We start from the raw sequence: 18,963 nt of genomic DNA on the forward strand, positions 1-18,963 counted from the left end.
CTTAATACATTCCTTTCATCATTGACAACATGGGATACATAAGAATGCCGTAAATCAAAACAATAATTAATCCAATGAATAGAAATAAAACAGGCTGTAAATAATTTATCTTTCGTTCGATATCAGTCATTAATTGTTGGTAGCACTCCTGCGAAAATAGTTTTAATTTCTTCCCCAACTGACTGGTTAGTTGACCATGGTAAGTAATCCAAGTTAGCTCTTTTCTAAAAATAGGAAACTTCGCCATGATAGTTGGTAAATCATCACCCGCTAATAAATCCGTCGAAATCAAATCCGCCAACTCACGAAGCAACTGATTAGTTGACTCGGAGGAAACCATCTCTAGAAATTGATATATCGACTGACCGTTGAGTAAGGCATAGCCTAACTCACGAGAAAAATAAAAGGTATAATAATCTGAGTACCATTTTCCAAATATAGGCATCCTAATTAAAAAACAGACATGGTCATAAGCTGATTTCTTATTTAAATAGCGATTAAGCATACTCGCGACTAGCAAAACAATAAATACGAGACTGCACATCATATAAGGGAGTTTTTCTAAAAAGATAATCATTATTATTCCCCATTTGTTATCATTTGTAACTGAACTTTCCAATGTTGGCAGTAAATAATGCCGTATGGCAATCATCATAAGTGTCGCTAATAAAATGAGAAAACTAGGATAAGCTATCACTTTTTTTGCTTGTTGGCTTTGGCTTTGTTTTCTTTTCATTTGGCTTGCACAAAATGATAGAGTCTCGATTAATTGACCGTTCCGAATAGAAAAGTGGAGCTGTGTGATAATGTCTGCTGAATATCCTAGACTGGACAGACTTGAAGGAAAAGACTCACCCGATGCCATTCGTTTAACAACTTGGTCAAGTTGAGATTCTTGCTTCACCATCATAATTTTTAAGAAAGAAATAGCTTCACTGATAGAGAATCCTTCCGCTAGCAACTCTGATAGCCGATTTAAAAATAAGCACTGTTGATTTAGAGTCCACTTTTCAGAAGATTTGGTTGCTCTCATAGTCTTTACTGCTGATGTAACCACAGGCATAAGCTTTCCGCAATTTGTGATTCATTCTGACAAACTGCGCTCCCCTCCCTTCTTCGTAAAGAATATTTTTTAACGGTTGATCATTTAATAATTCAAATAAAATAGCCTTTTTCTCATAAACAGAAAAATGAGAACAGTAGATTGAACACGCCCCTTCACATAAGTAGCAGTATTTATTGAGCATACGTTGAGAAACAATACCAATCAGTGATTGCTTTAATTGTTCATGAGAAACGTTTAAATCTAACATACGTGTAATCACACCGATACACTCCTTAGCATGAATAGTCGCAATGACCAAATGTCCCGTTAGCGCGCTTCTAACAGCCATTCGGGCAGTATTTTCATCGCGAATTTCACCAATAACTAAGATATCTGGATGGTGTCGTAGTGATTGCTTAATGAGAACGTCATAAACCAAACCCGCCTTTTCATTAATCTCTGATTGCAAAAAACGCGGTTCTTTAATCTCCACCGGTTCTTCCATCGTGATAATTTGCAACGGTTCTTCATCATAAAGTTTTCTTAAAAAGTGATAAATGGTTGTCGTCTTTCCCGAACTAACGGGTCCTGAAAACAAGATTAAGCCGCTCTTAACCTTTAACATCTTTTCTAATGTTTGATAATCTTTAGGAAAGAACACATGCATCTGATTTCGTTTACGATCATTGTGGTCATATAAAAGTCGCAAAACCATTGATTCTTGATAACGATAGTTCGATATTGTTGATAAGCGTAGTTCAATTTCTTCCTGATTAATTACAATATGACAGGCTCCAGACTGAGGCTTTCGTTTTTCACCAATATCCATATTCGATAGAAATTTAAAGTAAGAGAGGTACTTTTCACCACTTACGACTGACAACATCATCATTTTCTTCAAACCAGATGGCACACGGAAATAGATATCGTAGCTGTTCTTATTCGGTAAAATATGAATATCACTTACTCCAGCCTTTACTGCAAGCCCTAGCATTTCGGTTATTTTTGCTTCCATCATCTTCGCTCCTTTCATATATATAATCCGCAAAAGAATCAATTTCCGTTTTTTTAGTTTGAAATTTGTTATAATACTAGCTAGCGAGTGTTTTTAGGAGGACCGTTATGAATTTAAAAACAAGTACATCTATTTTTCTATGTACCATTGGCGCATTTATTTTTTCAATTGCCATTAATACTTTCTCTATCCCTAATCATTTAGGTGAAGGTGGCGTAACTGGGATTGGATTAATGATTTATTATTTATCAGACATACCAGTTTCTATTACAACCATGGTTTTAAATGCATTTATATTAGCAATTGGTTATCGTTATTTAGATAAAAAAACAATGGGATTGACTATTTTTTCAACGGTTATGGTTTCTGTCTTTTTAGAATTAACCTATGGCTGGGCATTTGTGATGACAAATCCCATTCTGGCACCGATTTGTTCGGGTGCTTTGATTGGATTATCACTCGGTATCATTATGCAAGCTGGTGGCTCTACTGCTGGGACAGATATTATTGCCTTAATTCTTAATAAGTATTTAGGCTGGAGTACTGCAACGGCTTTAGTCGTTATTGATGTTTTAATCGTTGGCCCGTCTATTTTTATTATTGGCTTAGAAAATGTCGTCTTAACCGTCGTTCATCTCTACATCCAAACTAAGGTACTAAACTTTATTTTAGAAGGATTTAATCCGAAAAAATCAGTCTTTATTATTTCAGACCACTACGAGGAGATTGCAAGGGAGATTGACCGTGTTATTGGTCGAGGAATGACTTTATTTGAAGCATCAGGTTATTATCGTAAAGACAATAAAAAAGTGATCATGGTTGTTATTAACCGCCAGCAAATTATGCCGTTAAATAAGTTGATTTCTTCTATTGATGATAAAGCCTTTGTAGTCATTTCAGAGGTTCAAAATGTTGTTGGAGAAGGCTTCTCTTACATCATTTCTGATGAAGAATATCAGCATAAGATGAATGAAATGATTGAAACTGCTGAAAACAAAGAAAGAAGCAACTCCTAGGAGCTGCTTCTTTTTTAGTCTTCTGATAAGTTTGCGTTATGAAAGACTTCTTGAACATCATCGTCATCTTCAAGTTTTTCAATCATCATTCTAAATTGAGTTTCTTTATCTGGATCAATATCCATTAATGTTTGTGGTACCATTGTTGATTCTGCTTGCGCAATCTTGTAGCCTTCTGCTTCAAGAGCATCGCGTACATCATTCAAATCGGCTGGATCAGTATAGATTTCAAAAACATCATCAGATGTTTCTAACTCTTCCCCACCGGCTTCAAGCACACTCATCATCATCGTATCTTCATCAATATCCAAACCTTCACGTTCAATAGCGATATAGCCTTTACGGTCAAACATATAAGAAACAGAGCCTGTTTCACCTAAAGAACCACCGTTTTTATTAAAAGCCACACGAATGTTTGTTGCGCTTCTGTTGCGGTTATCTGTTAAAGCTAATACCAGAACACCAACACCATTTGGTCCATATCCTTCATAATTGATTTCTTCATAGTTTTCGCCTTCACCAGAACTTGATGCTTTTTTAATCGCGCGATTAATATTATCGTTAGGCATGTTAGCTGCTTTTGCTTTTTCGATTTTCAAGCGTAATGCTGGGTTAGACGAGGGATCCGGTCCACCACTTTTTGCAGCAACATAAATCTCTTTGGAAAATTTTTGAAAAACTTTTCCACGTTGTTGATCTGCTGCACCTTTAGAATTCTTAATTTTACTCCATTTTGAATGTCCAGCCATCCAATCCCTCTTCTCTTTGTTTAATTAACCTCTTTATTTTAGCAATTATAGGGCTGTTGTGCAAATCCTTCTTAAAAACTTTTAATCAATTTGTTTTGCATTTTTCCTTTCTTTATTCTAAAGTTAATAAAGATTATTAATTTTTGTATTTTGGAAGGAGAATTTTATGAAATACCCGTTAACATGGGACTTAGACTCTATATTCCCAGGTGGAAGCCATTCTAAAGAGCTTCAAGATAAACTCGTTGTGATTGAGGAAGATGTGAAAGCTTATTTCAACTTAAATGAGAGTTGGGAACCAGCATCAGATAAGCCACACTATCAAACATTCCAAACCCTAATCGCCCAATCAGAAATCATTACTAAAGCGATTTCTCAAACGGCTAGTTTTATCAATGCTGTTCAATCAGCTGATGTTACTAACACACATGCACCGATTGTCCGCAATCAAATTGCGCAACTATCTAGTCAATACGCAATTGTTCAAACATCTGTTATAAAAAAACTAGCGGCTATTTCTGACGAAGATTTTGGAGCGCTTATTAAACTTGAAGCATTTGAAAATTTAGCCTTTGCTCTAACTGAAACAAGAGAAAAAGGAAACCGCTTATTAAGCGAAGCGGAAGAAAGTATGCTGTCTAAACTAAGTCAAGATGGCTTCCATGCTTGGAGTAATCATTATGACACCTTAGTTTCTTATATCAAAATACCATTTGAAGCAGCAGATGGACGCATTCAAGAGTTGTCAGCTGGTCAAGCAATGAACCGAATGTACTCCGATTCAGATCCAGCAGTACGCCAACAGTTGTTTGTGAAATGGGAAGAAGCTTGGGCAAGTTATGCGCCACTCTTTGCTGAAACATTAAACCATTTGCAAGGTTTTCGTTTAGAAGATTACAAACTTCATGGTTCAACTGACTTTATGGAAGAGCCACTTCGCTATAACCGTATTGAAAAAGAAACGCTGGATGCTATGTGGCAAGCTATTACTAACCATAAGCAACCTTACTTAGACTTTTTAAATCGTAAAGCCGCTCTAATGGGCAAAGAAAAACTAGCGTGGTATGACGTTGATGCACCCGTCTCAGTTGGCGATTTTAATGCTAGAACGTTTACTTATGATGAAGCTGTTGACTTTATTGTCGAAAATTTCGCTAAGTTCGGACCTACACTTGCGCAATTTGCTCAAGACTTAGTTGGAAATGGCTGGGTAGAGGCAGAAGACCGCGCTGGCAAACGTCCTGGTGGTTATTGTACAAGTATTCCTGAATCTAAAGAGTCTCGTATTTTTATGACCTTTACTGGATCTGCCAGCGATATGAGTACACTAGCCCATGAGATTGGTCATGCTTTCCATTCTTATACCATGTGGGATTTACCCACAATGAATACGCGTTACGCTATGAATGTGGCTGAAACAGCATCAACATTCGCTGAAACGATTGTATCAAGCGCAACAGTGGATGCTGCTGAATCTGACGAAGAAAAAATTTCTTTATTGAATACAAAGTTAGAAAATGCAACAGCAATGTTCTTAAATATTCACGCTCGTTTCTTGTTTGAACAAGCCTTCTATACAGAACGACAAAAAGGCTTAGTATCAGCTGAACGTTTATCTGAATTAATGGTAGACGCACAAAAAGAAGCCTTCCAAAACCAATTAAGTGAGTACCATCCACACTTCTGGGCTTCAAAATTACATTTCTTTATCGATAATGTGCCATTCTATAACTTCCCTTATACATTTGGATTCCTATTCAGCCTAAGTATTTTCGCTGAGTATCAAAAAAATCCAGCTGGCTTTGAAGAAAAATATATGGCGCTATTAAAAGATACAGCTGTTATGAAAACAGAAGACTTAGTGATGAAGCATCTAGGAAAAGACATTCGTTCTCTAGCATTCTGGGAGCAAGGTCTTGCTATTATGGAAAAAGATGTTCATACCTTCTTAGCATTAACAGAAGATAAAATCTAAAAAAATGAGGATTCTGCTGGTCAGAATCCTCATTTTTTTGGTATGTAAACAGAGATAGCGCTCGGAAGTATCGTGACATCAAGTGGAAATGCCCCCTCTTTATCACCATCTATATTGATTGTTAAATTAGCGTTATTACAATCTATGATGAGCTGTTGATAGCTTCCATACGTTAATCGTTTGGTTTGGTTAATCCGTCCTCTTAGAATGCGCCACACATAAAAAGCCGCACCGAAAAATTGAAAACTTGGAAAAAGTAGCGTATGTAAGAGGCCATCATTATAGCGTGCTCTCTGGAAAAATTTTGGCATAGATGCCACTGTTGGATGAAGAGATAACACAAATAAAGATGTCTCTACTGAGTCTTCTTCCATCGCTGTTTTTAACCTTAGATGGAATGGCTTTTGCCGGCTCGCATAGAAAGCCCCATTGAAAAAATAAGCCAGTATGCCATATTTAGATTTCGCTTCTACACTAACATTATGAATGGCTTCTGGGATACCACCTATAGCAATCAATGAAATAAAGTAGTTATGATTAACTTGTCCGATATCCATGCTTGTTAGCTCTAAGTCTCTAAGGGCTAGCAAAGCTTCCTCCGTTTTTACTGGTATACCTAATGACCTTGCCGCATCATTGACTGTCCCATTTGGCAAAATCCCTAGCTTGATGACTTGATTCGTTTTCATAATACCATTAACAACTTCCTTGACTGTGCCATCACCACCAACACAAAAAACGACATCTAAATTCGTAGATGCTTCTAGAACTAAACGCTCGCCGTCACCCCTTCTATTGGTATAGACAACGCTAATCTCATTAAAAGAATGGCTCAATGTGTCTACTATTCTTTTTTCTAGTGCTCGACCATTGCCTTTTCCTGATGAAGGATTAATGATTAGCAAACAATTTGTCATCATTTAACCTCCTTTTGTTCTATTATTCTGCTATTATATAATCTTTATTTGGTCTGACCAAATAAATCAACTAACTAAATCAAAGTATAGCCATTTTTAGTCTTTCATTGTATAATTGGACGTTGGATAGGAATAATGAACGGAGGAATTTTAATATGACTGAATCTTATCGTGTGTTACTATTCTATAAATATGTAACGATTGAAGAACCAGAACTATTTACCAAACAACACTTAGACTTTTGTAAAAGCTTAGGAATTAAAGGACGTATCTTAGTTTCAGGAGAAGGTATTAACGGTACCTTATCTGGAACAATTGAGCAGACAGACGCTTACATGGCTCATATGAAAAACGACCCGCGTTTTAGCGATATTATGTGGAAGATTGATGAGGCTGATGGCCATGCCTTCAAGAAAATGTTTGTCCGCTATCGTCCAGAAATCGTTAGCTTGCAATTGGGCGAAGATGACTTAGATCCTAATGAAACAACTGGCCAATATTTATCCGCTCAAGAATTTAAAGAAGCACTATTAGATGACAATACCGTTGTCATTGATGCCCGTAATGATTATGAATTTGACTTAGGTCATTTCCGCGGTGCCATCCGCCCAGACATTCGTTCGTTCCGCGAACTACCAGAATGGATTCAAGAAAACAAAGAACAATTCATGGATAAACGTGTTGTTACCTACTGTACTGGTGGTATTCGCTGTGAGAAATTCTCTGGTTGGTTAGTTAAAGAAGGATTTAAAGATGTTGGCCAATTACATGGTGGTATTGCTACTTATGGAAAAGACCCAGAAGTTCAAGGCGAGCTATGGGATGGTAAGATGTATGTCTTTGATGAACGTATTGCAGTAGACATTAACAGAAAAGAACATGTTATTGTAGGGAAAGATTGGTTCGATGGCACACCTTGCGAGCGTTATGTTAACTGTGCTAACCCATCTTGTAACCGCCAAATGCTATGTTCAGAAGAAAATGAATATACTTATATGAGAAGTTGCTGCCATGACTGCCGTATTGTAGAAAACAATCGTTATGTGGCAGAACACAAGCTTTCTAAAGAAGCTGTGGCAGAACGCTTAGCTGCAATTAGCCAAGACGTTGCACAATAAGAAAAATGAAAGAAACCGTATATTACATACTGGTTTCTTTTTTGTTTCTATATAGACACGACAATAGCTATATCATTATATTTTTGTTATAATGTCAAAGATTATGGGATGAATAAGAAAGAGGGATCAAATGAATCAATCAAATAAAAATCCATTTAAAGCATTCTATTCCAAGCACAAAAATAAGCAAAGCAAGCAAGAACCATCTAGACGAGGAAAATTGACTAAAGAAAATCAAGACTTGCTTTCAAAAGGATTATTTACATTTAATGTAGCCTATGGCGTTATTAAATCAACACTGATTTCGGTTATTCTATTTATCAGTTTGCTTGGTTTTCTAGCACTTGGTACAGGAATGGGCTATTTTGCTGCTCTAGTTTCTAATGAAGAACCACCATCGGAAAATGAGATGGCACAAGCAATTGGAAATCTAGAATTGATTTCTAGTCTACACTATAATGACGGACAACTCATTTCAGAAGTACGAACAGATTTATTAAGAACCATCATTACAAAGGATGCAATTTCCCCTTTTGTCATCGACGGCTTAGTTTCAACAGAAGATGAGTACTTTTATGAACATAATGGCGTTGTACCGAAAGCTGTTGTTCGCGCCCTAATAACTGAAGTAACTGGTTTGGGATCCGCGACTGGTGGGTCAACCATTACACAGCAATTGGTCAAACAACAAATTTTAACACACGAAGTGACCTTTTCTCGTAAAGTGAATGAAATACTTCTTGCGATGCGTTTGGAAAATTATTTCGACAAAGATCAGATTATTACCGCTTATCTGAATGTGTCACCATTTGGCCGTAACAGTAACGGTGGTAATGTTGCTGGTATTGAAGAAGCAGCGATAGGTATTTTTGGTGTCCACGCTAACGAAGTATCCTTGCCACAAGCTGCCTTCTTAGTCGGCTTACCGCAAAACCCTTATACTTACACGCCCTACACTGTTTATGGCGAACTGAAAGAAGACCTTTCTGACGGTGTGAATCGTATGAAGACCGTTTTAAATCGTATGTTTGAAGAGCAAAAAATTAGTCAAGACCAATACAATGAAGCCATCCAATATGATATTACCCAAGACTTCATTCCAGCTAAAAACTCTGGACAAAACAGTCATAACTATCTCTATCAACAAGTTGAAAAACAAGCCATTGAAATTTTAATGGCGATAGAAGCAGAGAAGAATGGTTTAACTTTTGAAGAAGTTGACGCTGATGTCGACCTTTATAACGACTATTACTTCCGTAATCAAGCCATTTTAAATACATCAGGTTATAAAGTCACTTCAACAATTGATAAAGCTGTTTATCAAGCTATGCAAGAAGCAGTCGCTGAATATGGCGAAAATCTGGGTCCTACCTTCGTAGATACTTATACGAATGAAGAAACTGGCGAAACGGAAGAAGTTATTGAATTAGCACAATCTGGTTCTATTTTATTAGAAAATGAAACAGGCCGTATTCTTGGTTTCATCGGTGGTCGAGATTTCTCTATTGATCAAAATGATCATGCCTTTGATACTTATCGAGATCCAGGTTCAACCATCAAACCGTTAGCTGTGTATGCTCCGGCGTTGGAAATGAATGTGATTACGCCAGCTACTAGACTAGCTGACTCTGCAATTGGTGATCAGGCAACCCCTTATTCAGGAGCGCCATGGAATGTTTCTAACATTGGTGAAGTTATCTCAAATAAGATGGTGACAGCCCGTGAAGCCTTGTATCAATCGATGAATAACCCAACTGGTAAATTGTATCTCAACATGCTAGAGTTCGGCTTGGAACCTTACAAGTATATGGATATGATGAACTACACTATGATTGATGACTACAAAGCAAATGCAGCCTTTTCTTTAGGCGCTGGTCGAACTTCTGTTGCCGAACAAACAACAGGCTTTGCCACTTTCGCTAATCAAGGTGATTATATTGGCTATTACCTCATTGAAAAGATTGAAGATGCCGATGGTAATATTATTTACCAACACGAGAAAGAACAGCGCGATGTTTTCTCAGAAGAAACAGCTTATCTAACCATTGATATTTTAAGAGATGTTATTGATTTAGGCTTCTCTAGCCAAATTAAAAATTACTTGAATTTCTCTGCTGACTTAGCAGCTAAAACAGGTACATCTGAACATAACCGCGACTATTGGATTATTGCAAGTACACCAAAAGTGACCTTAAGTTCTTGGATTGGTTATAATAATGCCATTGAAGATCATGTCTTTTACGATCCTTATTCAACTGGTGCCCCTTCTGCAAATAACATGCGGTACTGGTCACTGATTGCAAATAAAATCTATGCAGCTAGTCCTGAAACTATCGGAACTGACCAAACCTTTACACGTCCTGAAGGGATTGTAGAAAAAGAAGTCGTTGCTGAGACAGGAACACTAGCCGGAAAAGTGACTATACCAGGAACAACAACGACTGTCTCCGTTGATGGCACTAAGAAGACTGAATTATTCAAAGCTGACAACCTTCCTAAAGCAATTACTTATAACTTCTCTCCAGGTGCCTCCGATAAGGACTTGAAACAACTTTATTGGGATAAAAAAGTTAAGGCTGTTAAAGAAGCCGAAGAGAAGAAGAAAAAAGAACAGGAAGCTAAGAAAAAAGAGGCAGAGGATAAAAAGAAAGCCGAAGAAGAAAAGAAAAAAGCTGAAGAACAGAAGAAAGAAGAAGCTAAGAAAAAAGAAGAAGAAGAAAAGAAAAAGAAGGAAGAAGCCGCTAATAATAACGACTAACTTCCCCTTTCTCATTGAAAATCCCGCTAGGCAGATGCCTAACGGGATTTTTTAATTTAGTCTTCTTTAGCAGTTGTACCACGGTAAGCAATCTTGTAAGGAAGAGTAATTGTTTTTTCGTCAATCTCTTCTTTATTCATGATTTTCGTCAAGAGACGCATCGCTACAGCACCGATATCATAAAGTGGTAGCATAATTGAGCTTAATTGTGGACGAGCCATCTCAGTTACTTTTGAGTTATTACTTGTAAAGATTTCAAAGTCTTCTGGTACATTTACACCAGCATTGACAACACCATTCAATAAACCAATAGCTAATTCATCGTCACTCACATAAGCAGCTGTTACGCCTTGTTCAAGTAAACGTGGTGCTAATTCTTCACCCGCTGCAACAGTTAATTCACTTTCGTGTACAAGTGACTCATCGTAACCGATTCCTGCTGATAGCAAGGCATTTTTGTACCCTTTCAGACGGTATTGACCGTTAATTGGATTAGCCAATGGTGTTGAAACGAAAGCAATCTTTTTGTTGCCGCCATTAATCAGTTTTGTAATAATCGCTTCTGTTGCTGCGATATAGTCAATATTAACACTGCCAACTTGTTGATCAGGATCAACTGTTCCTGCTAGTACAACTGGTGTTTTTGAACGTGAAAACTCAGCACGTAATTCATCAGTAATTTTATTACCCATGTAAATGATACCGTCTACTTGTTTTGCAAGTAAGGTATTCAAAACTTGGATTTCTTTGCTTTCATTTTGATCAGAGTTTGCTAAAATGATATTATATTTATACATAGTCGCAATATCGTCGATTCCTCTTGCTAATGAAGCGAAAAACAAGTTTGTAACATCTGGAATAATAACCCCAACTGTTGTTGTTTTCTTACTTGCTAATCCTCGCGCTACAGCATTTGGACGATAGTCTAAGCGATCGATTACTTCTAATACTTTTTTTCGTGTTGTTGGTTTAACATTTGGGTTACCGTTGACAACACGAGAGACTGTTGCCATTGAAACATTAGCTTCACGAGCAACGTCATAAATTGTGATTGTTTGCTTTTCCATATTTTTTCCCCTTTTCAGCATAGTGAATGATTTACAAATTGAAAATGTTTGAATTATATTCTCAAGAAGAATTTATCATTATTTTCAAAAAAATGCAAGCGTTTCAACAATGTTTTCATGAAAATTTCACATGTTCTTTCATTCAATTAATTTCGTGTTATAATGATTTAAACCTTAGGAGGACTAACCATGAACGAAAAAACAATACGTATTTGTAAAACAATGAAAGATGATAATATTGATATCGCCTTTTTCAATAACCCTATTGTAATAAATTTTTTAACTGGTTACAAGAGTGAACCTCACGAACGGATTCTAGCAGCAATTTTATTTGCTGACGCTCCACCCCTTCTCTTTACACCAGGTTTGGAATTTGAAGTTGCTAAACGACTAACGACAGGCTTTGATGTATTCAGCTATCAAGATACTGAAAATCCCTGGTTAGTCTTGAAAGATAAACTTGATAGTCTTGACTTACCTATTCAAAATTGGGCCATTGAAAAAGATTATCTAACCGTTGCTCGAAAAGAGGCGCTAGAAAGAGCCTTCTCAAACAGTCAGTTTGATTATGACTTTTCACCCTTTTTAGAAGAGTTACGTTTGCAAAAAACAGCGGATGAACTTGTTCTGATGGAAAAAGCTGGCTATTGGGCAGATGAAGCGATTAAGATTGGTGCTCGAACGCTTAAAGTGGGCGTTACTGAAACAGAAGTTGTTGCCCAAATTGAGTACGAACTGAAAAAACGTGGTATTAGCGAAATGAGTTTCGATACGATGGTTTTATTTGGAGACAATGCAGCTAGCCCTCATGGCGAACCTGGTAGTCGTCAACTAAAAGAAAATGAATTTGTTCTTTTTGATTTAGGCGTGATGTATAAGGGTTATGCAAGCGATGTAACACGCACCTTATTCTTTGGCGACAAACCAACTGACCACCAATCTCATATTTATCACCTTGTTCTTGAGGCACACGATCAAGCAATGAAACAAGCAAGCCTATCGCTAACAGCAGAAGAATTAGACGCTATCGCGAGAGACGTGATTGATTCAGAAGGCTATGGTCAATACTTCAACCACCGTCTAGGTCACGGACTTGGTCAAAGTGTTCATGAGTTTCCTTCTCTTATGAAAGGTAATACAATGAAGCTTGAAAAAAACATGTGCTTCTCAATTGAACCAGGTATCTATATCCCTAACGATATTGGCGTGCGTGTTGAAGATTGCGGCTATTTAGATGAGTCAGGATTCCATTCTTTTACGTCTTTCCCAACTGATATTGCTGCTTACAAAACATTTATCCTATCTGAGCAATAAAAAAATGCTGGTAGTCTTAGTGACTACCAGCATTTTATATTATTTTGTAACGTTTTCTGCTTCAGCTTTGCCTTCTTCAGCAATCACTTCTGCAACTTCTTTACCATCTTTTGATTTCTCTTTAATATCTGCTACAGACTGAGAGACTTCTTCTTTTGCTTTTTTAAAGTCTTCAGATACTTTAGATGATGTTTCACTGAATTGGGATTTTAAGTTTTCGCTTGTATCTTTCAAGCTAACTTTAATATCTTCACCAGTTTCTTTGGCTACTTCAACTAATTCGCTGCCTTTTTCAACAGCAATGTCTGTGTAGTCATAAACTGTGTCCATAAAGTCATTAAACTCATCAGAAATATCTTGTCTTAATTCTTTACCTGATTTAGGTGCAAATAACAAAGCTGTAATAGCTGCTGCAGCTCCACCAATAATTGCTCCTAATACAAAACCGCCGTCTTTTTTACTCATCATACATCTCTCCTTCAATAAAATTAATTATTTTGTTTTTTTAGTAAATCGAAATATCTGTTTCTTTTGCAGCCTTTTGTTCTTTTCTTCGACGATTCATGGCTGCAGCTGTTCTACCTAAATTATTCATAGTAGAGGCTTTTTTACTTGTCTTACTGCTTTTATTGCTCGTGATGGAACTTGCTAAATTTCGGGTAGATTGGTTCACGTCTGATACTGTTACGCCAATATCACCGATGGCTGTAAATAATGGGTCTGTTTTACTGATTTTCCCATTTAGGTCATCCATTAAGGTGTTTGTTTTGTTTAACAATCCTTCTACTTCAATTGCTAAATGGTCCACATCTTTGGTAATAACCGTTATACTATTATTTGCTTCTTCAGCAATTTTAGATACATCATCTAAAATTTTAGTAGCTTTTCTAATTGCTAATACTAGGAAAAAAACTAATACTGCAAACGCTACAGCTGCGATAAGAGCAGCAATATTTCCCCAACTCATAAGAACCACTCACTCCTTTTCGTTTATTCATAAGCACTAGCTTGCTTCTAGAAAACAGCATCATGTTTATGTTCTGCTTAATAAAATAATACCATAAGGGTTTTCATTATGCTATTGAAACCACTTTTTTTAAACTTTGACCTCACTCTTTAAACGTGTTAGTCTTTGAGTAGATTTTTATTTAAAGGTGGGATTTGATGGTTGTATTGAATACAGTAACAAATAATGCAGTGGATGAAACGATTCAAAACGTCACAGAGTCATCCAACTATATTGTGAGGTGGTGGAACAGTATTGATTGGACCGATATCATCGCACAAGTGATGACAAAATCTATTCACATTCTCTTCATTTTAATCTTATTTATGGTGATCAGACGGATTATCAAATTCTTTTTAAAGCGAGCATTTTCTACTAGAAGCAAACGACAAACCTTCTCCATAAATAGACGAAATACCATTTACAAAATGGTTGATAATGCCGTCTCTTACGCCCTATCATTTTTCCTCATCTATACCCTTTTATCTATTATGGGTATTCCCGTTTCAACTTTATTAGCTGGTGCAGGAATTGCGGGGATTGCCATTGGTTTAGGAGCTCAGTCCTTTATTAGTGATATTGTTAATGGGTTTTTTATCTTACTGGAAAATCAATTTGATGTGGGAGATTCTGTAACCATCGGTGAGTTTTCTGGTTCGGTTGTGTCCATTGGCCTGCGTTCAACGCAGTTAAAAGGGTTTGATGGCACTCACCACTTTTTACCTAATCACACTATTGATGCTATTTCAAATAACTCGCGCAATGATATGCGTGCATTGATTGAGCTCACACTTTACCCGGATAGTGATTTTGAAAAAATTAAATCGATCATTGAAGAAAAGAATAATCAGTTGGTAACCGAATATCCTGAAATCGTTAGAGGACCAAATTATGTTGGCCCTACAAACCTAGGGAATGGTTTGGTGACTTATAGTGCTGTTTTTTATACTTTAAATGGTCAACAATTTCGCATTCGTGATACCTTTTTAGCAGAATATTTGGCAGCTCTAAAAGAAGCAAATATCGAACTGCCGAAACATGGCATTTTAAACGCTAAATAAGACAGGACAAACGCCCATAAGATAGTTACATATTTTGTGGGCGTTCTTTTTTTTCTCGATTGAACCATACACGCTATAAAAATAAGCTGTGTCTTACATTAGCTTGGAATAATAAAAACGATTGAGCTCTCTCAATCGTTTTTGTTTAAACTACTTATTGTTTTAGTATCAATTTCTCTTTTAAATCATATTCATGATGTAATTCATGGACTAAATGATTAACACGTCCTAGAATCTCTTTACGAGTCACAATACCGTTAAAGTAACCTTCATCATCTACAACACATAAAAAGTTATGATCAATTAATTTATTTAAAACTTCTTCTAGCTCAAATGACGTTGGTATAATCGGTACATTTTTATCCATAACCTCTTCAACAGTCAATTTTTCCATTTCTTCAAATCGAATCGAATCAACAGCCATAATCGCATTAATAATCATTGGCATTGAAATTATACCTTTGATTCTCGATTCATTATCTAAAACAGGAATAGAACTATATTTTACTTGCGATAATACTAATAATGCATGGTAGAGATTGTTATTACAATTTAGGTTAGCAACGTTTTCGCTTGAAACGATAAAAGGTTTCCCGTTATCGAAAAGTAAAACAGATTGGACTTCCTTGCTAATCATTTCCAAAATCCTCCTCGTGTATACGCTTCTTTTATTATACACTTTTATCTGTTATTCATAATCACCCAAACACTCTATTTAATCATTTTTTAAAGTTCTGTTTGTGTCCATTTTTTACCTAAAGAAGGAATCTCTTTATGCTTATCATTGTAAACTTTTAGTTCTACAGCTTCTTCTGTAGCATCTAATAAACAATAGGTCTTCTCATAAACCGATCCTCTTGGGCTTTTAATACTGCCCGGGTTAATAAAAAAGACACCCGCTTCGTAGTCTGCCGCAAGGATATGGGAGTGGCCGTAAAAAACAAAGCGCAAAGCTTCTGCTTCAGCGAATGCTTTTAGTTTATCTAAGCTCCACTTCACATCATGATAGTGTCCATGAACAATGCCATAGGGATACTCAAGACTTCGCTCCACATGACTCAAGTTAAAATCGCCATAATAGTCACAATTCCCTGCGACTGTATCCATAACGCCCCATACTAAATCACGATCACTAAGTTCTGAATCACCACAATGGACAAACTTATCTACCTTATCTTGATAACGATTGACTAACTGATTTAGAATATGACTATCTCCATGACTATCGCTGACAATCAATAAACGCATGCTATCGCTCCTTACTCAAACCATTCTGAGATCTGTTTGTCTAATTCTTTTAACGCAAGAGCACGATGGCTAATGGTGTTTTTTTCATCTTCTGACAATTCTGCAACTGACTTCCCTAATTCAGGTAAGAAAAAGATCGGATCATAGCCAAAGCCTGAGTCTCCTTGAGGAAATTGGGCAATTTCTCCTTGAAATTTACCTTCTACTACAAGTGACTCTTTTCCTGGTTTACTTAATACTAAGGTGCAATGGAAATGAGCTGAACGATCCACGTCCGTCATTTCACCTAGCATCGCTAATACCTTAGCGTTATTGCGTGCATCATTCTTCTCTTCTCCAGAAAAACGCGCTGAGAAAACACCTGGCGCACCATCTAAAGCATCGATACATAAGCCCGAATCATCAGCCAAAACAGCTGTTTGAAGAAGCTCACTAATCGTTTCGGCTTTTAACCGCGCATTATCTTCAAACGTGTAGCCAGTTTCTTTAACATCCTCGATTTCAGGATAATCCAATAAGGTCTTAATATAATAGCCTTTTGGTTCAAGCATTTGTTTGAATTCTTTTGCTTTTCCTTCATTCTTAGTCGCAATAATAATAGTCTTTTGTTCACTCATTTTAATAATCCCCTTTAACGGTTTTCTACCTCTGCCTTTTCAACTGTTAATCCCTCTATTCCCAACCATTGACTCGCAATGTCAGAGAATAGCTTTGTTGAGCCTGTCGTGAAAAAGCGATTTTCCATTTTTTCATCACCACTTAAGGCAGCGATTTGGTGGTAGTCTAAAATTGTACTCACTTCAGAAACGGTTTCAGCTCCTGAATCGACTAAATGGACATGATCACCCATGACATTTTGAATAATGGGTTTCAATAACGGATAATGTGTGCAGCCTAGAATAAGGGTATCAATATTTAACTTGGCTAAGGGCTGTAAGCTTTCAAAAACGACTTTCTTAGCGATAGAGGAATGATATTGATTACTTTCAACTAGGGGAACAAATTTTGGACAGCTAATACTATTGATATAGAGTGACGCGTCCTTATCAAGTAGGGTCTTTTCATAGACACCACTATCAATTGTTCCTTGTGTTCCGATCACACCAATACGATGATTGTTAGAATACTTCAGTGCTGCTCGGCTACCTGGTAAAATAACCCCGATAACTGGAATATCTACCCGTTTTCGAATATCATCCAAAGCCACAGCTGTAGCAGTATTACATGCGATAACAAGTAATTTGATATCTTGCTTCATTAAAAATTGTGTCAGTTCCCACGTAAATTCAACCACTTCTTCAGCTGGCCTAGGACCGTACGGGCAACGCGCATTATCACCGATATAGTAAAAAGATTCATTAGGTAGTTGTCTCATTGCTTGCTTAACAACGGTTAATCCACCTACACCAGAATCTAAAAATCCGATTGCTTTTTTTCTCATGATATCTTTCCCTTACCTACATTTGATTACTAGAAATATTATAACAAATAATAAACAGATTCGCTTAGATATGATACAATGACTTTGATAGATTTTCATTAAGATTCTGAGTCAGTTTATTCAATAATAGTAAGGGCTGGAACATTGTTCCAGCCCTTCTGTAATCAGCTATCTTTATTTTCTACCATTTAACTGGCTAGCACGTTCTTCTTCTCTCCAGTTTTGAATGTATTTATAGACTGGCAAGATTAGAAAAATTAAGCCAATCCATTTTCTTAAATTTCTCATTTGATTAGCACCCTTTCTAAAAAATCATTCATCCTATGTTTTTATTATGCCTGATTTTTAAGGAAAATGCTAATCATACACTATTAACTGTTTTAAAGAGAGGTTATCAAATGTCAACTAATGATCGCGAAGAACTCATTAATAGCGAGCACTTTCCCGTTATTATGATTCGAGACTTTTTACTCAATAATATTTTAGGTCAGGAAACTGATGATATCTTGTATTGGAGCGGTAAACAACTGGCACGGCAATTTCCATTAATTCATGTCAAAGATTTGCAAGAGTCTTTCCGATATTGTGGATTTGGCACACTTAGCCTTCATAAAGAGGAACGACACCGCGATATTTACTATTTAACAGGCTCTATTATAGAGACTCGTTTACTTAAACCTGATGCATCCTTTCATTTAGAAGCAGGATTTCTTGCTGAACAAATTGAATTAACAAAAGGAAAGCCGTGCGAAGTACAAGTCAAGCATCCCGAACAAGCCATTACCGATACGGTTCAATTAATTGTTAATTATGAATAAAAAAAGTAGCGACATGTGTTGTGTCGCTACTTTTTTTAATTAGATATATTGTTCTAATACTTCTTCAAGGCGTTCTTTTGGTGTGAAACCAACTAGTTTCTCTACTACTTCGCCATCTTTTTTAACAAGTAGTGTTGGAATTCCCATTACGCCAAACTCTTGAGGTGTTGCTGGGTTAGCGTCTACGTCCATTTTTGCAAATGATACTTTGTCGCCCATTTCCTCATCTAATTCGTCAATGATTGGTGATTGCATACGGCAAGGACCACACCATGTTGCCCAAAAGTCAACTAAGACTACCCCATCTTTTGTTTCTGTTTCAAAGTTTGAATCTGTTAATGCTTTAACCATTTTTATATTTCCTCCCTTTATCTCTATTCATAATCACATTATAGCAAAGTTACTTTTTGTTAGC

The 18,963-nt window shown here is 36.7% G+C and carries 19 protein-coding genes; 7 read left to right on the forward strand and 12 right to left on the reverse strand.

From position 1 onward, the window contains the following. Nucleotide 1: 1 nt before the first annotated feature. Together comGB and comGA are read right to left on the reverse strand one after the other, a co-directional pair. Nucleotides 2-1,033: a competence type IV pilus assembly protein ComGB gene (gene comGB / locus G7057_RS11515; RefSeq protein ID WP_166163885.1), complete on the reverse strand. Its 1,032-nt coding sequence runs from the start codon at nucleotides 1,031-1,033 to the stop codon at nucleotides 2-4. Continuing rightward, nucleotides 1,011-2,060: a competence type IV pilus ATPase ComGA gene (gene comGA, locus G7057_RS11520; protein WP_227004604.1), complete on the reverse strand. Its 1,050-nt coding sequence runs from the start codon at nucleotides 2,058-2,060 to the stop codon at nucleotides 1,011-1,013. Before comGA ends, comGB begins: the two co-directional genes overlap by 23 nt. A 107-nt stretch (nucleotides 2,061-2,167) precedes the next feature. On the opposite strand from comGA, the gene G7057_RS11525 reads away from it, so the two are divergent. After that, nucleotides 2,168-3,076: a YitT family protein gene (locus tag G7057_RS11525; protein ID WP_166163889.1), complete on the forward strand. Its 909-nt coding sequence runs from the start codon at nucleotides 2,168-2,170 to the stop codon at nucleotides 3,074-3,076. 14 nt (nucleotides 3,077-3,090) lie between these two features. Here G7057_RS11525 and G7057_RS11530 read toward each other — a convergent pair whose 3' ends face one another. Then, complete coding sequence (locus G7057_RS11530; RefSeq protein ID WP_166163891.1) at nucleotides 3,091-3,825, reverse strand: YebC/PmpR family DNA-binding transcriptional regulator; 735 nt, start codon at nucleotides 3,823-3,825, stop codon at nucleotides 3,091-3,093. Between the two features lie 166 nt (nucleotides 3,826-3,991). Between G7057_RS11530 and G7057_RS11535 the strand changes: the two genes are divergently transcribed. Continuing rightward, the gene (locus tag G7057_RS11535) at nucleotides 3,992-5,800 is read left to right on the forward strand and encodes a M3 family oligoendopeptidase (protein WP_166163893.1); all 1,809 of its coding nucleotides are present in this window, start codon (nucleotides 3,992-3,994) and stop codon (nucleotides 5,798-5,800) included. A 29-nt stretch (nucleotides 5,801-5,829) separates the two neighbouring features. Here G7057_RS11535 and G7057_RS11540 read toward each other — a convergent pair whose 3' ends face one another. Beyond that, on the reverse strand, nucleotides 5,830-6,717 hold the full coding sequence (locus G7057_RS11540) for a diacylglycerol/lipid kinase family protein (protein ID WP_166163895.1): 888 nt from the start codon (nucleotides 6,715-6,717) through the stop codon (nucleotides 5,830-5,832). Nucleotides 6,718-6,872: 155 nt separating this feature from the next. Here G7057_RS11540 and trhO point away from each other — a divergent pair, with 155 nt between their 5' ends. After that, nucleotides 6,873-7,835 (forward strand): oxygen-dependent tRNA uridine(34) hydroxylase TrhO, encoded by a 963-nt coding sequence (trhO, locus tag G7057_RS11545; RefSeq protein ID WP_166163897.1) that lies wholly within the window; start codon nucleotides 6,873-6,875, stop codon nucleotides 7,833-7,835. A gap of 130 nt (nucleotides 7,836-7,965) precedes the next feature. After that, on the forward strand, nucleotides 7,966-10,593 hold the full coding sequence (locus tag G7057_RS11550) for a transglycosylase domain-containing protein (protein WP_166163899.1): 2,628 nt from the start codon (nucleotides 7,966-7,968) through the stop codon (nucleotides 10,591-10,593). 56 nt (nucleotides 10,594-10,649) lie between these two features. Here the strand turns inward: G7057_RS11550 and ccpA are convergent, their stop codons facing one another. Beyond that, nucleotides 10,650-11,660 (reverse strand): catabolite control protein A, encoded by a 1,011-nt coding sequence (ccpA, locus tag G7057_RS11555; RefSeq protein ID WP_166163901.1) that lies wholly within the window; start codon nucleotides 11,658-11,660, stop codon nucleotides 10,650-10,652. Nucleotides 11,661-11,849: 189 nt separating this feature from the next. Here ccpA and G7057_RS11560 point away from each other — a divergent pair, with 189 nt between their 5' ends. Continuing rightward, nucleotides 11,850-12,974 carry an aminopeptidase P family protein gene (locus tag G7057_RS11560; protein ID WP_166163903.1) on the forward strand — a complete coding sequence of 375 codons (1,125 nt, stop codon included), beginning with the start codon at nucleotides 11,850-11,852 and terminating at the stop codon, nucleotides 12,972-12,974. Nucleotides 12,975-13,013: 39 nt separating this feature from the next. On the opposite strand, the gene G7057_RS11565 is transcribed toward G7057_RS11560, so the two are convergent. Continuing rightward, nucleotides 13,014-13,439, reverse strand: coding sequence for a YtxH domain-containing protein (locus G7057_RS11565; protein ID WP_166163905.1), 426 nt, complete (start codon nucleotides 13,437-13,439; stop codon nucleotides 13,014-13,016). Between the two features lie 40 nt (nucleotides 13,440-13,479). Further along, nucleotides 13,480-13,941, reverse strand: coding sequence for a DUF948 domain-containing protein (locus G7057_RS11570; protein WP_166163907.1), 462 nt, complete (start codon nucleotides 13,939-13,941; stop codon nucleotides 13,480-13,482). Nucleotides 13,942-14,138: 197 nt separating this feature from the next. Between G7057_RS11570 and G7057_RS11575 the strand changes: the two genes are divergently transcribed. After that, nucleotides 14,139-15,041, forward strand: coding sequence for a mechanosensitive ion channel family protein (locus tag G7057_RS11575; RefSeq protein WP_166163909.1), 903 nt, complete (start codon nucleotides 14,139-14,141; stop codon nucleotides 15,039-15,041). A gap of 154 nt (nucleotides 15,042-15,195) precedes the next feature. Here the strand turns inward: G7057_RS11575 and cbpB are convergent, their stop codons facing one another. The 4 genes from cbpB to racE form a co-directional block, all read right to left on the reverse strand. Next, nucleotides 15,196-15,678: a cyclic-di-AMP-binding protein CbpB gene (gene cbpB / locus G7057_RS11580; protein WP_166163911.1), complete on the reverse strand. Its 483-nt coding sequence runs from the start codon at nucleotides 15,676-15,678 to the stop codon at nucleotides 15,196-15,198. Between the two features lie 89 nt (nucleotides 15,679-15,767). After that, entirely contained in the window at nucleotides 15,768-16,289 is a 522-nt protein-coding gene (locus G7057_RS11585; protein WP_166163913.1) for a YfcE family phosphodiesterase, read from the reverse strand. An 11-nt stretch (nucleotides 16,290-16,300) separates the two neighbouring features. Beyond that, complete coding sequence (locus G7057_RS11590; RefSeq protein WP_166163915.1) at nucleotides 16,301-16,906, reverse strand: XTP/dITP diphosphatase; 606 nt, start codon at nucleotides 16,904-16,906, stop codon at nucleotides 16,301-16,303. Between the two features lie 14 nt (nucleotides 16,907-16,920). Beyond that, complete coding sequence (gene racE / locus G7057_RS11595) at nucleotides 16,921-17,730, reverse strand: glutamate racemase (RefSeq protein ID WP_166163917.1); 810 nt, start codon at nucleotides 17,728-17,730, stop codon at nucleotides 16,921-16,923. A gap of 398 nt (nucleotides 17,731-18,128) precedes the next feature. Between racE and G7057_RS11600 the strand changes: the two genes are divergently transcribed. Next, a complete protein-coding gene (locus G7057_RS11600; protein ID WP_166163919.1) occupies nucleotides 18,129-18,548 on the forward strand; it encodes a DUF2507 domain-containing protein in 420 nt (139 codons plus the stop codon). A gap of 39 nt (nucleotides 18,549-18,587) precedes the next feature. On the opposite strand, the gene trxA is transcribed toward G7057_RS11600, so the two are convergent. After that, the gene (gene trxA, locus G7057_RS11605) at nucleotides 18,588-18,899 is read right to left on the reverse strand and encodes a thioredoxin (protein ID WP_076765833.1); all 312 of its coding nucleotides are present in this window, start codon (nucleotides 18,897-18,899) and stop codon (nucleotides 18,588-18,590) included. Nucleotides 18,900-18,963: the final 64 nt, after the last annotated feature.

The sequence above is a fragment of the Jeotgalibaca arthritidis genome, from assembly GCF_011100465.1.
Taxonomy (GTDB): Bacteria; Bacillota; Bacilli; order Lactobacillales; family Aerococcaceae; genus Jeotgalibaca; species Jeotgalibaca arthritidis.